19 protein-coding genes are annotated in these 16,567 nt (G+C 44.0%); 10 read left to right on the forward strand and 9 right to left on the reverse strand.

The genetic code is table 11. The annotated features are described in order from the left end of the window. The first annotated feature begins 65 nt into the window (after positions 1 to 65). The 4 genes from L3V27_RS00530 to L3V27_RS00545 all read left to right on the forward strand — a co-directional run bounded on the left by L3V27_RS00530 (position 66) and on the right by L3V27_RS00545 (position 4,569). A complete protein-coding gene (locus L3V27_RS00530; protein ID WP_053808127.1) occupies positions 66 to 1,190 on the forward strand; it encodes a M14-type cytosolic carboxypeptidase in 1,125 nt (374 codons plus the stop codon). Between the two features lie 457 nt (positions 1,191 to 1,647). After that, positions 1,648 to 2,628: an OmpA family protein gene (locus tag L3V27_RS00535; RefSeq protein ID WP_005395330.1), complete on the forward strand. Its 981-nt coding sequence runs from the start codon at positions 1,648 to 1,650 to the stop codon at positions 2,626 to 2,628. A gap of 136 nt (positions 2,629 to 2,764) precedes the next feature. Further along, positions 2,765 to 3,634 carry a LysR substrate-binding domain-containing protein gene (locus L3V27_RS00540; RefSeq protein ID WP_104973390.1) on the forward strand — a complete coding sequence of 290 codons (870 nt, stop codon included), beginning with the start codon at positions 2,765 to 2,767 and terminating at the stop codon, positions 3,632 to 3,634. A 161-nt stretch (positions 3,635 to 3,795) separates the two neighbouring features. Then, positions 3,796 to 4,569, forward strand: a complete 774-nt coding sequence (locus tag L3V27_RS00545) for an aminoglycoside phosphotransferase family protein (protein WP_104973391.1) — start codon at positions 3,796 to 3,798, stop codon at positions 4,567 to 4,569. On the opposite strand, the gene L3V27_RS00550 is transcribed toward L3V27_RS00545, so the two are convergent. Beyond that, positions 4,566 to 5,441 carry a LysR family transcriptional regulator gene (locus L3V27_RS00550; protein ID WP_053808124.1) on the reverse strand — a complete coding sequence of 292 codons (876 nt, stop codon included), beginning with the start codon at positions 5,439 to 5,441 and terminating at the stop codon, positions 4,566 to 4,568. The genes L3V27_RS00545 and L3V27_RS00550 overlap by 4 nt on opposite strands. Before the next feature lie 256 nt (positions 5,442 to 5,697). Between L3V27_RS00550 and L3V27_RS00555 the strand changes: the two genes are divergently transcribed. Then, positions 5,698 to 5,934 carry a hypothetical protein gene (locus tag L3V27_RS00555; protein WP_005395322.1) on the forward strand — a complete coding sequence of 79 codons (237 nt, stop codon included), beginning with the start codon at positions 5,698 to 5,700 and terminating at the stop codon, positions 5,932 to 5,934. A gap of 77 nt (positions 5,935 to 6,011) precedes the next feature. On the opposite strand, the gene L3V27_RS00560 is transcribed toward L3V27_RS00555, so the two are convergent. Beyond that, positions 6,012 to 7,508: an MFS transporter gene (locus L3V27_RS00560; RefSeq protein ID WP_199804201.1), complete on the reverse strand. Its 1,497-nt coding sequence runs from the start codon at positions 7,506 to 7,508 to the stop codon at positions 6,012 to 6,014. Positions 7,509 to 7,841: 333 nt separating this feature from the next. Next, positions 7,842 to 9,212, reverse strand: a complete 1,371-nt coding sequence (locus L3V27_RS00565; RefSeq protein ID WP_237310716.1) for an L-serine ammonia-lyase — start codon at positions 9,210 to 9,212, stop codon at positions 7,842 to 7,844. A 131-nt stretch (positions 9,213 to 9,343) separates the two neighbouring features. On the opposite strand from L3V27_RS00565, the gene L3V27_RS00570 reads away from it, so the two are divergent. Next, a complete protein-coding gene (locus tag L3V27_RS00570) occupies positions 9,344 to 10,186 on the forward strand; it encodes a YdcF family protein (protein WP_237310717.1) in 843 nt (280 codons plus the stop codon). Here L3V27_RS00570 and L3V27_RS00575 read toward each other — a convergent pair. Together L3V27_RS00575 and L3V27_RS00580 are read right to left on the reverse strand one after the other, a co-directional pair. Next, a complete protein-coding gene (locus L3V27_RS00575; protein ID WP_085343320.1) occupies positions 10,176 to 10,832 on the reverse strand; it encodes a hypothetical protein in 657 nt (218 codons plus the stop codon). The genes L3V27_RS00570 and L3V27_RS00575 overlap by 11 nt on opposite strands. Before the next feature lie 249 nt (positions 10,833 to 11,081). Continuing rightward, positions 11,082 to 11,348 carry a DUF333 domain-containing protein gene (locus L3V27_RS00580; protein WP_005395313.1) on the reverse strand — a complete coding sequence of 89 codons (267 nt, stop codon included), beginning with the start codon at positions 11,346 to 11,348 and terminating at the stop codon, positions 11,082 to 11,084. A gap of 278 nt (positions 11,349 to 11,626) precedes the next feature. On the opposite strand from L3V27_RS00580, the gene L3V27_RS00585 reads away from it, so the two are divergent. Continuing rightward, positions 11,627 to 12,145, forward strand: coding sequence for an NUDIX hydrolase (locus L3V27_RS00585; protein WP_005395311.1), 519 nt, complete (start codon positions 11,627 to 11,629; stop codon positions 12,143 to 12,145). A gap of 436 nt (positions 12,146 to 12,581) precedes the next feature. On the opposite strand, the gene L3V27_RS00590 is transcribed toward L3V27_RS00585, so the two are convergent. From L3V27_RS00590 to flgA, 4 genes are all read right to left on the reverse strand, one after another. Then, positions 12,582 to 13,328, reverse strand: a complete 747-nt coding sequence (locus L3V27_RS00590) for a lytic transglycosylase domain-containing protein (RefSeq protein WP_046873845.1) — start codon at positions 13,326 to 13,328, stop codon at positions 12,582 to 12,584. After that, positions 13,309 to 13,746 (reverse strand): flagellar export chaperone FlgN, encoded by a 438-nt coding sequence (gene flgN / locus L3V27_RS00595; RefSeq protein ID WP_006741304.1) that lies wholly within the window; start codon positions 13,744 to 13,746, stop codon positions 13,309 to 13,311. Before flgN ends, L3V27_RS00590 begins: the two co-directional genes overlap by 20 nt. Positions 13,747 to 13,766: 20 nt before the next feature. Beyond that, positions 13,767 to 14,048 (reverse strand): flagellar biosynthesis anti-sigma factor FlgM, encoded by a 282-nt coding sequence (flgM, locus tag L3V27_RS00600; RefSeq protein ID WP_134645399.1) that lies wholly within the window; start codon positions 14,046 to 14,048, stop codon positions 13,767 to 13,769. Positions 14,049 to 14,184: 136 nt separating this feature from the next. Continuing rightward, positions 14,185 to 14,982, reverse strand: a complete 798-nt coding sequence (gene flgA, locus L3V27_RS00605) for a flagellar basal body P-ring formation chaperone FlgA (RefSeq protein ID WP_006741306.1) — start codon at positions 14,980 to 14,982, stop codon at positions 14,185 to 14,187. 77 nt (positions 14,983 to 15,059) lie between these two features. Here flgA and flgB point away from each other — a divergent pair, with 77 nt between their 5' ends. The 3 genes from flgB to flgD are packed head-to-tail and all read left to right on the forward strand — an operon-like array spanning position 15,060 to position 16,542. Further along, the gene (gene flgB, locus L3V27_RS00610) at positions 15,060 to 15,422 is read left to right on the forward strand and encodes a flagellar basal body rod protein FlgB (RefSeq protein WP_005395306.1); all 363 of its coding nucleotides are present in this window, start codon (positions 15,060 to 15,062) and stop codon (positions 15,420 to 15,422) included. 2 nt (positions 15,423 to 15,424) lie between these two features. Beyond that, a complete protein-coding gene (flgC, locus tag L3V27_RS00615) occupies positions 15,425 to 15,859 on the forward strand; it encodes a flagellar basal body rod protein FlgC (protein WP_005395305.1) in 435 nt (144 codons plus the stop codon). Continuing rightward, positions 15,859 to 16,542, forward strand: coding sequence for a flagellar hook assembly protein FlgD (flgD, locus tag L3V27_RS00620; protein ID WP_005395303.1), 684 nt, complete (start codon positions 15,859 to 15,861; stop codon positions 16,540 to 16,542). The genes flgC and flgD overlap by 1 nt, the downstream gene beginning before the upstream one ends. Positions 16,543 to 16,567 lie beyond the last annotated feature (25 nt).

The raw sequence follows: 16,567 nt of genomic DNA on the forward strand, positions 1-16,567 counted from the left end.
GGGGGCGATGTAGCCTTGTGTTAGCCTCTGTCTTTCAAGCTCAGATTTAAAAGGTGAGTAATATAATGAAAGTATTCAGCAACTTCGATAGCGGCAGCATTCACGTAGTGAAAGCGGACGACAAAAATGACATCCAACTTAAAATCCCTAATGACAATATGTCGGAATTCTACCAGTGGTTCCATTTCCGTCTAGAAACCGAAGCCGAGCAGTCGCACACGATCAAACTGCTTGATTTGGCTAAGTCGGCTTATCCAGAAGGGTGGCAAGGTTACGATGTCGCGGCGTCTTACGACCGTGAAGAATGGTTCCGTATACCAGCAGAGTTCGATGGCGACACGCTGACTTTCACTGTTATCCCTGAGCGTAGCTCAATTTACTTCGCGTACTTTGCGCCTTACACATACGATCGTCATTTAGACTTGTTACACATGGCACAAAGTGCGCACCACTGCCAACTAGAAACATTAGGCCACACATTAGACGGCAATGACATGAGCTTGCTAACGTTTGGTGAGCCGGAAGAAGGCAAAAAGAAAATCTGGATGATTGCACGCCAACATCCGGGTGAAACCATGGCTGAATGGTTCATGGAAGGCATGATCCAACGTTTACTGGATGAAAATGACACTGTTGCGCGTGCATTACTGGAAAAAGCAGTGCTTTACGTGGTACCAAACATGAACCCAGACGGTGGTATTCGCGGCCACTTGCGTACGAACGCGGTAGGCGTGAACTTGAACCGTGAATGGCAAACTCCGTCTATGGAGAAAAGTCCAGAAGTCTACCTTGTGCGTCAACGTATGCTGGAAACGGGTGTTGACATGTTTTTAGATATCCATGGTGATGAAGCAATTCCTTACAACTTCGTCGCTGGCTCAGAAGGTATTCCTTCTTACGATGAAAATCTTGCCACTTTAGAGGCATCATTTAAGCAAGCGTTACTGAATATTACACCTGAGTTCCAAGATGAGATTGGTTATGATAAAGATGAGCCGGGTAAAGCGAATTTGACGGTAGGCTCAAACTGGGTCGCGGAGCAGTTCAAATGCCTGTCGTACACGATCGAGATGCCATTTAAAGACAACAACAATCACCCAGATCCGCTTTATGGTTGGTCACCAGAACGCAGTGTATTATTTGGGCAAGATGTCTTAGCTGCAACGCTTACCGTGGCGGATAAAATCTAGTTCGATAAGTTCACGTCTGTTCATTATTTCGAAAACAGCTCATTTTAAATGAGCTGTTTTTTTATGCCTTCGATATCCATTCTCTCCTGTAAAAATTTGTTGCCATTCACAGGCTTAAATGTCGATTCTTAAATTTGAGAAAATGGGTTTTTATGGTGATTTGCGTCACAGAAAACTGGCTATTTTGTGATATTCTCCGCAACGAATTGACTATGGCTAAACCAACGCAACGAGACTTTATTTCTCGGTTGGGTATGCGGATGAAGCTCATGAATAGATGGTCTTGAGGTTATCTTTCTCCGTTTTACGTCATTGGCGTTTGAATATCATTTTTTGATTCTTTCCTACGCTATTTAGCTATTTCTGTTCGAAGAAAAGAGAAAGTTACGGCTTCATATTTTACGGCAGTATGCTGCCTCGATGTGTTGCTTTGTGTACAAGAAAAAGGAAAAGAATAATGAAAAAAATCGCTATAGCAGTGGCTACTGTACTTGCTGGTGGTGTGATCTCAAACGTTGCACTTGCTGACACTTACATGGGCGGTAAAGTAGGTTACAACTCTCTAAATGATGCGTGTTACCTAAACGAACCTTGTGACGACGACAGTTTTGCTGCATCTATGCACCTGGGCTACAGCTTCAACGAGTACGTTGCAGCAGAGTACGGTGTTGATTACCTTGGTGACTTCACTGCAAACTTCAAAAAGCCGGGCCTAAACACCGTTGACGGTGATCTTTGGGCGTTGACTCTTGCTCCTAAATTCAACCTACCGCTAACGGATTCTTGGAATCTATTCGCGAAAGTTGGTGCTGCATACATGATGGCGGGTGACGAAAAAGATTTCGTACCAACAGGCTCTCTAGGTGCTGAGTACAAAATCAACTACAACTGGAGCCTACGTGCTGAATACCAACGTTACCAAGATATGTCTGATGACGTGATTGAAGATATGGATTCAGATTTCTTCGGTATTGGTTTTAACTACAAGTTCGGCTCTGAGCCAGTAGTTCAAGAAGAAGTGGTTGAGGAAGTAGTAGAAACACGCCCTGCAACACGTATTGTTGAGCATGTTTACCCTGCTCAAACAACAGCGACAGTACAATTCGACCTAGAAAGTGCAGAAGTGAAAGATGCATCGACCCTTTCTGGTACCGTTGATCTGATGAACACTTACCCACAAGCTCAAGTTGAGATCACGGGTTACAGTGATACGACGGGTTCTGCTGCGTACAACCAGCAACTTACAGAAAAACGCGCGAAAGCCGTTGCTGACGAGTTCCAAGCAAAAGGTATTGCGGCTGAGCGTATGACAGTGAAAGGTATGGGTGAAGCTAACCCAGTAGCAAGCAACGAAACACGTCAAGGTCGTCAAATGAACCGTCGTGTTGAAGTAGTTGTCCCAGCGTTTGAATATCAAACCACTGAGAAAGCAGAATAATTCCTGCTTAAGAGACAGTTCCAAAAGCCAGCGTGTATCACGCTGGCTTTTTTGATCCCGCTTAACAAACTCAGCACTTTCATCAATTTGTCATCACCAGTTCATACCATGGCTACTGAGTATTTGGGAGAGTGTTATGCAAAGTTTACCGCCGCTTAATTTGCTCCGAGCGTTTGAAGCCACGGCGCGATTACAGAGCTTCACTAAAGCCGCAGAGGAGCTCAATGTGACCCGTGCGGCCGTCAGTCAGCAGGTGAAATCGCTAGAGCTGCAGTTAAATGCAACATTATTCGAGCGCAAGGGTACGCACCTTACGCTGACCAGCTCAGCAAAAGAATACTGGCCTGTGGTTAACCATGTGCTTCAAACCTTATCAACCTCGACCCATCATTTATTTACTCGCCCACAGAACAAGCAAATTACCTTACATGTCGCCCACAGTTTTTGCTCGCAATGGCTAATACCAAGGCTGGCCGATTTTCAGCGTCAATTTCCAGATGTTTCCTTTAAGATCTCGACAACCGCGAATACGGTTCCAAACGCCAGTGCGATCGCAGATATAGAAATTATTAACGGAGATGGCGATTGGCAAGAGCAACAAGCTATTCAGCTTACCCAAGAAAACTGGATCGTTGTAGCAAGCCCCGGCTTTATTCAGTTAAATCCGATTGATGACCTCACGAAGTTGTCTCAAACACCTAAAATCTGCACCGGCGGTTATCATGAATCTTGGCAGGTATGGTTTGCGTACCAAGGTTATCAAGGCAAGGTGAGCAAAGTGATAGCCGAATTTGAACATTCATTGCTTGCTATTCAAGCTGCAACTAATCAACTTGGTGTCTTGCTGGTGAGAGACTTTCTTGTTGAGGATGAGTTGCAACAAGGGATATTAGTACAAATCGGAGATTGGCGTATGCCCAGCTCCGGCGCACACTATATGATGGTTAGAGCATCAGAAAAATCACACGTAAACACCTTTGCCCAATGGTTAATACAAGGCCTTTGATGTTTTACGGTCTATTTTTACAGCGGTACTTATTCTTGCGATTTACCTAACAAAATGCGCGGTTTCTTATAGGGTCAGTCAACCTTCTCTAAAAGCTTTGAGTGTATGATGATCTAGCTTTACGTTATCTGATGCGCGCTTAATCCACACAGGATACTGTTATGGAAACAATGCAAGGCGGTAGAGAAAATGCCATCTATCGAAAAGGGAATTTGATATCTCGTCCTGCCAGTTATTGGACGATGACTGTCCATCTGCTACTTACCTATCTTCATTCACGAGGCTTTACGGCATGCCCTAAAGCGGTTGGTATTGAGAAAGGAAAAGAGTGGGTTAGCTATGTCGAAGGAGAGACTGACAACTATCCATTGATTGGCAACATTGCTTCTGTTTCCGCGCTCCAATCTGCGGCAAAAATGTTACGCGATATGCACGATGCATCTGAGGGTTTCCTTAAGCAATATCAAAATGAAACGCTGCACTGGATGCTGCCACCACGAACACCACAAGAGGTGATTTGTCATGGTGATTTCATGCCATATAACGTGGCACTCCATGGAGAGTTTGTCGTTGGTGTGTTTGATTTTGATACGGCGCATCCGGCACCAAGAGTTTGGGATGTCGCTTTTTCGGTCTATGGTTGGGCACCATTTAAAACCGATGAGCACGATAAAATGGGCTGTTTGGAGCAACAAATTCAGCGTGCAAAACTCTTCTGTGACGCTTATGGGTGTTCGAGATTGGAACGGGAAGAGCTGGTGGAGGTGATGACACATCGACTCTCCGCGTTAGTTGATTATATGAGAGGGGTCGCAGCTCAAGGTGATGATAGGTTTCAAGCGAACCTAGAAGATTGCCATCATACCGCTTACCTCAACGATATCGAGTACCTAAGAAAACATAGACAAGTCATCACCCTAGGACTTTTAGGTTAGGGCTGGGTGATATCTTTAATGACATTGAATAACCACTGGTTTATCGGGGCTTGCTGTTGTGATCGACGACAGCTCATCACGTAGCGAACATCAAGCTCTAACCCGCCAGGAAGCGCGATACTTCGGCAGCCCTTAGGCACATGTCCACTCATGGTTATACCAAAATGATCCGTTTGTAGGAGCACTTTTTGAATCATCGCAGGATGTTCAATTTCTACCTTAGGTGTGGTTCTGAACCCCATATGATTGAGCCTTTCCAACAACGGGTATCGGTAGTCGTTCCATCCCGGCGTTTTGAAAAGTAAAAAGGGGTAGTTTTCTAGCTCTTGGAAATGTTGAGCGGGATGCTTATCTCGAACAAAAAATACTGCTTTTCCTCGACCTAGTTCGTTTTGAATAATTGACTGCGGAAGATCCTCATCAAAATAATGAATCGCAATAGCGTTTTCACCCTCAGTTAATCGCTTTTTCGCGTCGCTCCCCCAACGTAAACAAGCGAACTTTGCTTTTGGGGCGTGTTTTAGTAATTCTAAGTAAAACTTGTCACCAAAGTAATCCCAAAACAATGTGTTCGCATAAATAGTGATCGAACCGTCAAAATTAGCGGGTGAAAAACTCTGTGGTTTGATGGAATCAATACTGGTGAGGATTTGTTCAAAATGTGGCATGTTCGCCTCGACAAAAGCGGTCGGTTCAAAGCCATTTTTAGTCTGAATGAACAAAGGGTCATCGAGCTGCGCTTTCATTTTTGTCAGGTTTTTGCTGATTGATCCTGATGTCTTTCCGAGTGAATCTGCCACCAATCGGACGCTACGTAACTCATACATCCGTTTTAGTACCAATACGTTTTGAATGTCCAGATTAATGCTCATACATCGTCTCATTTGTCTTCTGCTGAGAAATCATATCTCTGGATTGCTGAACAAAAGACAACGTTTGGTCAATTTAAGCATGCTGTCGTATCTTATGGTTTATTGAAGGCGACGGTGGACAGCAAATAGGCTTGGTCATATCAATTTAGTGGTTTGGATTTCCATTTGGTAAATGATGACTTTCCTCGTATGAACACGTTTCTGTTGTTACAGTTTTTTCATCGAAAGAAAGTAAGAACAAAAACAGAGGTGACGTATGAAAAAATTAATCGCACTTGGTTTGATGGTTTGCTCAACAAACATAGCATTAGCTGGCGATGGGTCATACACGGGCACGATTGATATGACGATGGCTACGAAAAATCAGGTTGACGTCGAGCGAGCAGACTCTCAACTGACGCTGAAAGGTCGAAATGAAACGGCCTATGGCGGGGTAATCATCCAAACGGATGCTGCTACACAAAAAATCGAACTTCGTGGTCGACGTGATTAATCGAACATGTTGTTGTTAAGAAAATGCCGCGAATATCGCGGCATTTTTTATATTTTGAGATAGGTAAATCATCAAACTCAGCTTTGAACTTCAACCCCAGCTTCGATCTCGACTGGTTGCGCTTGAGTATCGCTTTCTTTCGCCGCATCAAGCATCTTGCGAATAATGAGTGACGCTGCCATTGCGATAGCGACCATGACAACAGCAAGGACAGTGAGTAATTGGAAATAATCACCATATACGTTTTGTACAATGTCTTGTGTGATGGTCTGTCCTTTCTCTAACGCGATAGAGGTTGAGAATGCAGCACCAATAATACCGCTTAATGCGATTGCCACAGAAAATAGGCTCACAGAGAAGTTTTCGATGTGCTTCGGCGCGACGGAAAGAATAAACGCTACGACCATCGAACCCACGATGACTTCTGCAATCGCTTGGAAGAAGTGAATAGCGAGAAAGATTTCTGGCATGATCACGACATCTTCACCCACGGTAGTCACGGCAAACGTCAAGATACCAAACGCTATTGCGGTCAGTACAAATGCCAAGGCGATTTTTGTCGCGGTAGAGAGGTAGACATCACGCTTTTCCAGCAACCCAAAAAAGCCCGCTACGATAGGGCCACCAACCATACACCAAAGCGGGTTCATTGCCATTGCTGCTTCTGGTTCGAGCGGAATAAAACCAAATAGAGAGCCTTTTAATGTGTTGATAGCAACCATGTTCATCGAGGTCATCATTTGTCCGTAGTAAACAAAGAAACAGGTTGTCAGCAAGGTCACAATTAAGATGGTCCCCATCTTCAAAGACTCAGCTTTGCTTGCTTTAAGCATCAGAGATATGAAGTATGCGATCGCCGCCCCTCCGATGGCGTATACGATATTTTGGCCAATATCCATGTTTGAAAACATGAAAAATACCAACGCGATCATTGCCAATGAAATCAATGCAAAAAGTACCCAGTTTTTTAAACTTACGGTTTTTTGATCAAGCTCAGAGGCTACGCCAACAAGATCTTTGCGGAATACCAATAGCATGATCAATGCCGCTGCTGCCATAACAGCAGAGATGGTAAAACCGCCATTAAAGCCGATCACAAGGACAATCATTGGGAACAAATATTGACCTAAAAAGGCGCCAACATTATTCACTGAATAATTGATTGGGTATCCTTTTTCAAAATCTTCTTGTGATTTGAACGTTCGTTTATAGAGGCTAGGGTAAGAGGGTGACATCAGGCCGCGGCCATAACTGGCGAGCGCAATACCACACATTGAAAGTGGAACGTTAGAAGCAGAAGCCCCCAACACGAGTAATACGTAACCGGATGCAAAAGCGAAATATGCGATAGAAAGTGAGCGATAAGCGCCTAAAAACTTATCTGCAATAAAGCCGCCCGCGATCGCGAAAAGTGGTCCGATCGCCGAAAAAGCACCAACGATCATCATCGTATCGGCTTCGTTGTAATTTAGATCCTCTAGAAAAAATCGAGTTAGACTTACTAATACACCGTAAAATGATAAGCCAAACATCATTTGGCAGAACATCATGGATTTATTGAGTTTATTCCACATAATTTTGTACTCACATTAGCGGAGAAAGGTAGGTATTGTTATTTCTATTAAATAGTAATGAAACGAAAGATTGAGTATTGAAATAATTGTCGCATAATGTGGAAATGCTGCACTATATTTTCTAATGCTTAGGTGGCTAAATGCTAATGTGTTGTTCTAGATCAATTTGAATAAAGCAGTGCTTAATTCTGTTTTTGTTTAATTTTTTTGTATTTATTACTGATTGGGGCTAATGGGGTTTTATAGGATTACTGGCAAATAAAAAGAGGTCTTGCGAGAAAGGAAATTGCTGACGAAGTGCATCGCCAGCAATGATATAGCGGGCTTATTTGACTATTCGCATGGCGGTGCCATATGAATGACGGCCAAGCCACCTAAGGAAGTTTCACGGTATTTTTTGTTCATATCTTTACCAGTTTGATACATGGTTTCGATAACTTTATCTAATGAAATAAGGCATTTGCTCGTGCGCTTTAATGCCATACGTGAGGCATTAATGGCTTTCATTGCGCCCATGGCATTTCTTTCAATGCAAGGCACTTGAACCAAGCCGCCGATCGGGTCACAAGTCATTCCTAATGAATGCTCCATCGCAATTTCCGCAGCAATACAAATCTGCTCGTTACTGCCGCCTCTGAGCGCCGTTAAACCAGCGGCTGCCATGGATGAAGAAACCCCGACCTCTCCCTGACAACCCACTTCGGCGCCGGAAATTGACGCGTTAGTTTTGTATAAGATGCCGATAGCGCCAGCGACTGCAAGAAAATCTTTCAGCTGTTTAATATCAAGCTCTTTGATGAAGCGATGGTAGTACATCAATACCGCCGGAATAACCCCTGCGGCGCCATTAGTTGGAGAAGTAACGACTTGTCCTCCAGCTGCATTTTCTTCGCTAACCGCAAAGGCAAAGAGATTAATCCAATCCATGATCTCCATTGGATCATTCTCAACTGCAGCGTTGGCTTCGAGCTTCTTCAAAAGGTTTGGTGCACGACGAGTGACATTGAGACCACCTTCTAAAATCCCTTCCGTATCGAAACCACGTTGCATGCAGAGCGACATCACTTTCCAAATTTGTTCTGCTCTTTGGCTAATTTCTTCATCTGAGCGGAATGCCAGTTCGTTTTGTAGAATCATACCTCCCAAACTAAAACCGTTAGTCTCGGCTTTTTCCAGCATCTCATCCGCTGATGTGAAAGGAAATGGTACCGCGACTTCATCTTGTTGCGTGCCGTTTTCTAGTTCGTCAGCGGTGGCGATGAACCCACCTCCGATGGAATAATAAATTTCAAACGCCAATTGGTCTCCCGCAGCGTCTAGTGCAGTAATCGTCATTCCGTTTTCATGCAGGGGAAGGTTGTCACTATGAAAGACGATGTCATGGTCGTAGCTAAACTCAATCTGGTGCGTACCAGCGAGTAGCAGCGTGTTGTTGTCTATAGTATTTTGTAGCGCACTTTTAGCGCTACTCATTTTGATGGTATCGGGTTTATTTCCCATCAAACCAAGGACAGTGGCTCGGTCTGTGTGGTGCCCTCTACCAGTAAGTGATAATGAGCCATAAAGGTCCACTTGCACCCGATGCACTTTCGCCATAGAGTCGCTAACTAGTTGAGTGAAATGGAATCCGGCAAGCATAGGACCATTAGTGTGGGAGCTAGAAGGCCCGACACCAATCTTAAATATATCGAAAATCGACAGCATAATTGACTTCCTTTAGCAGTGAACCTTTATAAAGGTCTCTAGAACAGTGTTGTTAACTAGATGTTAAAGCCTGTAGGCCGGGAGTGAAAGAAGATTTTTGTAACACTGCCAACTAAGCGCGAGATTTTGAAATGAAGTTAGACAATGTGGTCATCGTTTTAGGTAAACGCCTCGTCAATAGCAGATTGACCGTTGAAGGGGTAACAAGAGTCGAAGCGTTATCTAATACGATTGCGTCATTGCCGACAGAGCGAACGGCGATTATTTTTTGTGGTGGATTAACGCAAGGTCAACGCATTTCTGAAGCAGATGCAATGTACAGTTATTTTAAATCTCTAAATGCGGTCGCTGTGCATCCGTTCCCTGAACATCAAGTACTTTTAGAAAATCGCTCTTTGAATACGTTTCAGAATATGCGTTACGCTTCTCGTGTTTTGTGTGATAGTGGTTTGTTCCAGTTATGGTCAGCGCGTCCGGTTGAGGTCACGTTGTTGTCGAATGACTACCACCTTGAGCGAATCATAGAAATCCAAACCTTGATGGATGAGCAGGGACTATTACGAGTACTAAAATCTGAGTGCGCATCCATGGGCGTTACTCTCAACTTACCATTGGATATCAACAAACATATCAGCGTACCATACCCACATAAAGGGCCTGTGGCGGCGGCATTTTTATTACTGGATGAACTCACGACTTACCGAGTTTATTTAGAAGGGGTCAAGCAGGGAGCATTTTTACGAGACTTATCGGTTGTCCGAAAGAAGCCGCTTATGATCGCGAGACATGCCATTCAGCAATTGCTCGCTTTACCACTCGATAAAGATAGTTTGCAACAGATTGAAGACATGAAAAAGGCCATCGAAATGACGGCCTTGGATGAATCTGTAGGAGCTGCGGAACAAGCGTTAAGGATCGTTCATCCGATATTAACTGCATTGAACCGCCGCTTGGATCCTGAGTCTATTCACTAAGTTCGCGTTTTGTGCGGACTGCGCTCAATGCGATCAAACAGTAGCAAAGGAGTTCCATGCCTTCTTCTGAAATATTTTTAACATCACGGATGTAGTTCTCGTCCATCACTTGTTGCCAAAAACTGCCCATGCCATACAAGCGAGAGAAGACCAACAATAGCATCACGGCACCAATTAACAGTTTCATGTGGGGAACCGTTAAGATGGTCGCCATTTCGTTCATGGTACCTTTACCACCTTGGTAAGCTTTGGCGCAAGCCAGTGCGGTGACAGCGAGCGCAGGGAAAACCCAAGAACCATGACGAATCATGTCTGTCCAATAGTCTGTTTCACGAATAATGAGCACCGCGAAAAAGCCGGCAATCAAAATGGCCGCATGCTTTAGCTGAGGCTGTTGTTTAGATAGGCTAAAAAATGACCACGATGCAATCGCGAGCATCACAAGCTGGAGTGTTTCTGTTATGGAAAGCTCACCAAGGCTTGAACCCAACACGACATAATCAAGGCGAAGACTGAGGTTAACGAGAATACTGATAGCGACAATCATCAATGCGCTTAAACTCGATTTATAAATGATGCGCTTTGACTCTTCAGTAACAACGTTGCTTGGGGCTGACTCGGCTTCTTTTACTATTTGTGTTTTCATCTTGCTCACCTGTTCCAGAAAATGTGGAAGAAATGTGAATTAGTGTGATCTGTGTTTGGGATTTTATTGTCCAAGTGGAAAGTTATGTCAGAGGAATGTCAAGAATAGAACACTGTTCGATATAGTGTCGATATGCGGTAAAGTCAGAGGTATGTAAAAATGAAGTGAGAAAGTTTTGATAAATCAAATAAAAAAGGAGCCTAAAGGCTCCTAAGTGATAGAGGGAATCTGGCGTGTCGACAAAAAATTTTAGTAGTCGCCACTCTCACTTTCTTTATGATTGTCGCGATAGTATTCCCATTGCTCGACACGATTATCGTCAGACAGCACGCAGTAAGTCACACGTTCGCCATTTTCCGAAACGGTATCCAACTCACCACCTTGCTGAACACAGTAAACGGCTGCAGGATTTGCGACGGAGGTATACTCAGTCGAGCGAGTGGCACCTTCGTAAGTTGAACAACCAGCCAGTACCAACGTTGCAGCCATAGCCATCATTAAATTTGTCTTTTTCATTCTTTATCTCCGCATGGGGTGGGCGAGTATTGTATTGATTATAGGCAACTTTCAGAGATTATTGTCTTATCGATGTTAAAAGTAAGAGGGACGTATAAGAATTTAGATATTCTCATCTTTTACTGGTTATCACGTCACACTTCTATTTGTTGCGGATTGTTACGAAGGTTAGAACCGTTGCGTTCAAACCAATGTCTTGAACGCATTTGGACCGACAACGATGATTTAAAGCGTGAAGTTCGGTAATATGCGCGCAAAACATGACAGTGGTATTTTCGATGAGACACTTAAAATCGACCGTTCATCCGGACATTGAGCACTTGGACGACAAAATTATTTTCCAGCGCAATGCGGCACGCGCCATCGTACTAGATGGTGAAGATGTGTTATTGCTCTATACAGAGCGTTACCATGACTACACTTTGCCAGGTGGTGGTATTGATGATGGTGAAGATGTGATTGCTGGACTAGTTCGTGAACTAGAAGAGGAAACCGGCGCGCAGAATATCCATGGTATTAAGCCTTTCGGGATCTTTGAGGAATTTCGTCCTTGGTACAAAGACGACGCTGACGTAATGCACATGGTGTCGTATTGCTATACATGTAAAATCGATCGTGAGTTAGGCGAAACGGCTTATGAAGACTATGAAGTTAAAAATGGAATGCGTCCAGTATGGATGAACATTCACGAAGCGATAGCGCACAATGAAAAGACCATGGCAGAAAGCCCGAAAAAAGGCATGAGCATCGAGCGCGAAACGTTTTTGCTTCAGTTGATTTCTAAAGAATTACTATAAATAACTTAGCTTGCCTCATAGTGACTTACCCACTCATTGTTCTGTTGATAGGTCAGCTTTTAAATCGATAAAAAAAGTCCGGACTCCCCCCCGGAACCCGGACTTATTCCAGACGCGCAAGCGAAGCGTCATCTTGATATTTTAAATTTGTTTCGAACTATGAAAACAATAGCTGTTTTACATTTAGTGTGTAAATAATTATTAGGTCCAACCATTGGTTTTCATGTTTTTTGCAAACGCAATGTGACGCATATCTACCCAATTGGCAAGCGCAATTTGGGTACCTTTTAATAAACCACTACTCTTTCTTATCTTTGAGATACCTTACCTCAACTTTTTTGCACACGTTTGCATAGAGATCACGAGTTTTCAAATTGGCCGAACACGATCTTGTAATTTTACGTTTTTCTGACATTGGATTTTGTCGTGATTTTTATCACAAATTGACCAACGGAGGTAGTGGACTAAAGTCGATCAGCGGTTGCGAAACCATCGGAGCATCTGAAGCAAATAAGAGTAAAGGTTGAAATGATGAGGATTGTAACTGACCGATATCTATCAACTTTTCCAGCGCGAAGAATCGACTAACGTATTGGCGAGTCTCTTTAGGTAGTGTGAGCTTCTGAAAGTCGTTGCTGCCTGCTCGCTGAATAGCGCGTGCGACACGCCCTTCGCCTGCATTGTAGGCCGCTAATGTCAGCGCCATGTTTTGATCGAATTTGTTGTATAAAAACGTCAGATACTTGAGTGCTGCAGCTGTGCTTGCTTCTGTATCAAAGCGATCGTCTTGTTTTGTATCTACAGTCAACCCGAATCGTTGAGCTGTTGCTGGTATCAGTTGCCAAAGTCCGGCGGCGTTGGCATGAGAAACGGCTTTGGGGTTGTAAGAGGATTCCAACATTGGCACTAAGGCTAGACTCTTTGGTAAAGAGTGGCTTTGCAGTTGTTTGAAAATGTGATGAATTACCGGGCTGGATGAATCGAGACGTTTGGCAATTTGTGGTTTGTATGGGGCTAAAACTTGATATTGCGTTTGAATATCAGCTGGGCTTGGTTTCGCCTGACAGGTGATTGAAAGGCAGGATAGTAAGGCGATAAAAATAAAAAGGCCTACAGTACTCAGCCGAGATGGCGACTGAATCTGTAGGCAAGACGAACATCGTTTAGAACGATTTATCTTCATAAGTGTGTTGCACAGGTTGTTTGAGTTGACTGACCAACTCATGGAACGCCGCAGAGCTGTGGCCATTGCTCTGATTGTATTGTTGGCACTGACTTACCAACGTTTCCAATAGCGCCCATTGTTTTCTAGCTTGCATACCTATTTGGGCAGGCAAAGCATTGAAAATTCGTTTTACGCTGGCGTCATTACACGCTAACCCCAGCTCTCGCATACACTGGCTTCTATCACTGGCTGAGCGGCTAAGTTTATTGAGTATTGGCATTTGTTTCTGAACATTGTTGCTCAGTGCCTCACCATCAAACTTTAAGTACAACGTTTTTTGCTGTTGAAGCAAAGGGATAAGTTGTTGATAGAGCTTGATATCCTCAGGTATTGAGCGAATAAATTGTTGAATTCGCTGCGATACTGCGCTTGCCATGATCTCTTCCTAGTGTGTTATTACTCGTGACCTGTATGGAATTGCATGATCGCCTTTGATAGTGCTTTGGTATCTAGGCTAAGTTCGCCACGCGCTAATGCGTTACGTACTTGTTCTACTTTGTCCATATCAACATCAGGTAGTGATGCCATTTCAGCTTGAGCGCGATCTATCGCTACGGTATTCGCTTGAAATGCAGGCTCGTGTACTTTGCTCTGTTCGACGACGTCGACAGGCTGTTTGCTTGCTTGCTGTAATTTTGTTTGTGGGACATGACCGCCCGCGACTTTGTCGATTTTCATGCTGTGGTCCTCATCATCATGTTCTAAATTAAGTAGGCGGTTAGGATGTGATAAACATTAAATATTTTTTTTTGTACTCGAAATTCAGCGTTACTGACGAGAGCCAAAATTAAAAAATGTTACTCTGAGTCCAAAATCAAAATTGAGTATGAACCTGGTTTAACCCGGTTACGACAGCTCTAATGACCTTGCCAGAACTTAGGTTTTCTACTTCAATTTGTTGCCCTTTCGCACCATCTTCTAAGGCGACTCCTTTCGTGCTGGCGCTAAATCCATTTTTGCTCGCAATCACTATGACTTCATTGCCTTTTTCGATTAAAGGTGGAGCCGATAAATTGGATGGGTTGACCACTTGCCCTGCACGTAAACGGCGAGAGGTTTCTAAGCCTATTGCTTGTCCTGGGCGAGTATAAAAATCGTCTTGTCGCGAGATGGTGCGCGTTTCCAGTTTAACGTGCTTGGCAGTCACAACTTCATTTCGACCGACCGTGGTTGTGGCAACCAAGACAGGCAGTGTCAGAGAAGATTTTATCGTGACGTTAATTCGCCAGGGTGAAGCGATGTCATCGCAACTTACTGAGCGCTTAAGGTTTCCAACTGGCAACGCTTGATTGTCGCGACCAGTGATGACCAGAGGCGACTCACACTCAGGTAGGTGATTCGCCGAGCCTGGTACCCACATGTCGAAATCCAGTTGGTATTCTCCCCACTGGTTAGAGTGAGCATTTTGGGCCACTTCTTGTTTGAAATGCTCTGCTACAACGGATTTTATCTCCTCAACGCTTAGGGTTCTGCCAGAGGTGTTGGCGAAAGTTTGTCCTGGTATTAGAGCAAGCAGAGTTAGCATTAATGTTGAGGAAGTAAGCACTTTCCCCTTGCTTTTAATGCTTTCCGTGAGCCGGAAGTTTGGCTTCCATCCTTGTTTGTAAATCATTGATATATATAACTATTTTTTATGGCACGCATCTTGTTTGTATGTTGGCGTATTCGAGCCAACTGTAAGGAAGATGCATGGCGATCACATTTGAAAATGCTTTAGGTGTACATCCAGAGGCACTTAATTTTCGCGTTCAGCGTACCAAAGTCCTTGCCAGTAACCTAGCAAATGTTGACACCCCTGGGTATTTGGCGAAAGACCTAAGTTTCACCACCGTAATGAACCAGGTGGCTGCAGGCGGTGTGAACAAACCAGTGCCTAAGTTTCAGGTTCAGGCCCAATACTCGGTGCCTTACCAGAACAGCAAAGATGGCAACACTGTAGAACTGGGTGTTGAACAAGCGAAATTCACGCAAAACAACATGGACTTTCAAACTAGCCTGACGTTTCTCAACATGAAATTTAATGGCTTAACGAAAGCGATTGAGGGACGTTAATTATGTCATTCACTGATATTTACTCGATCACTGGATCCGCGATGACGGCACAAACTGTGCGTCTTAACACGGTCGCCAGTAACTTAGCTAACGCGGACGCGGTGTCTGCAAATCCAGATGACGCTTATAAAGCGCTGAAGCCCGTATTCGCGACTGTGTACCAAAAAGCGCAGCTGACAACGGAAAACGGGGTTTATCCCAATGCTGAAGTTCGCATTGTTGACGTTGTGAAAAATGCGGGAGAAGCCGAGAAACGCTTTGAGCCAAACAACCCGTTGGCCAATGGTGAAGGTTATGTGTATTACCCAGATATCGATGTCGTGGCTGAAATGGCAGACATGATGTCAGCGACACGTAGCTTCGAAACCAATGTTGAAGTGTTATCAAATGTGAAAAGTATGCAGCAAGGTCTGCTTAGATTAGGGCAGGGCAGTTAATGAGTCTCGCACAATATACACCTTTATCGTCTGATGCTCCGGTGAGCACTAAAGCAAAAGAGAACAATGGCATTGCACCAAATCCTAAAGATATGAACAGTGCTTCTTCATTAGAGAACGAATTCATTTCTTTGATGGTGGCGCAGATCCAAAACCAAGATCCACTTAACCCACTTGATGGCACGGAATACGTTGGTCAGTTGGCTCAATTCTCTCAAGTTCAAAGTACCGAGAATATGTCCAAGACAATGCAACAGAGCATGATTCTCCTAGACAACATGCAAGTGCTATCGACAGCGGGGCTCGTCGGACAAACTGTTTACGTCAACTCCAAAGAATTTGAGCTTGGTGAAGGCGTACAGAACGGAAAAATCGAACTCGCTCATAGCTCAAACCAAGTGACGTTAGTTGTGAAAGATGAGTTTGGTCAATCTACTAAAGTGCCATTAGGTGCTCACGGCAAAGGTGACGTCGACTTTTCAATTAATCCTGAAGAACTTGGTCTTAAACCAGGCAAATACTCAGTGGCAGTAGAAGTGCAAGAAGGGCAAGCAAGTCCAAATGTGCTCATGGCTGGCACTGTTGAGCAAGTGCGTATTCCAAATACTGGCGGCGCAGCATTAGTCAATGTCCATGGCGTTGGCAACGTTCCTTTCTATCAAATCACTCAGTTTGGTGCTTAACCAAATAGGGAAATCAGAGGTCTTT

It is taken from the genome of Vibrio sp. J2-3(2022), assembly GCF_021725735.1.
Taxonomy (GTDB): domain Bacteria; phylum Pseudomonadota; class Gammaproteobacteria; order Enterobacterales; family Vibrionaceae; genus Vibrio; species Vibrio diabolicus.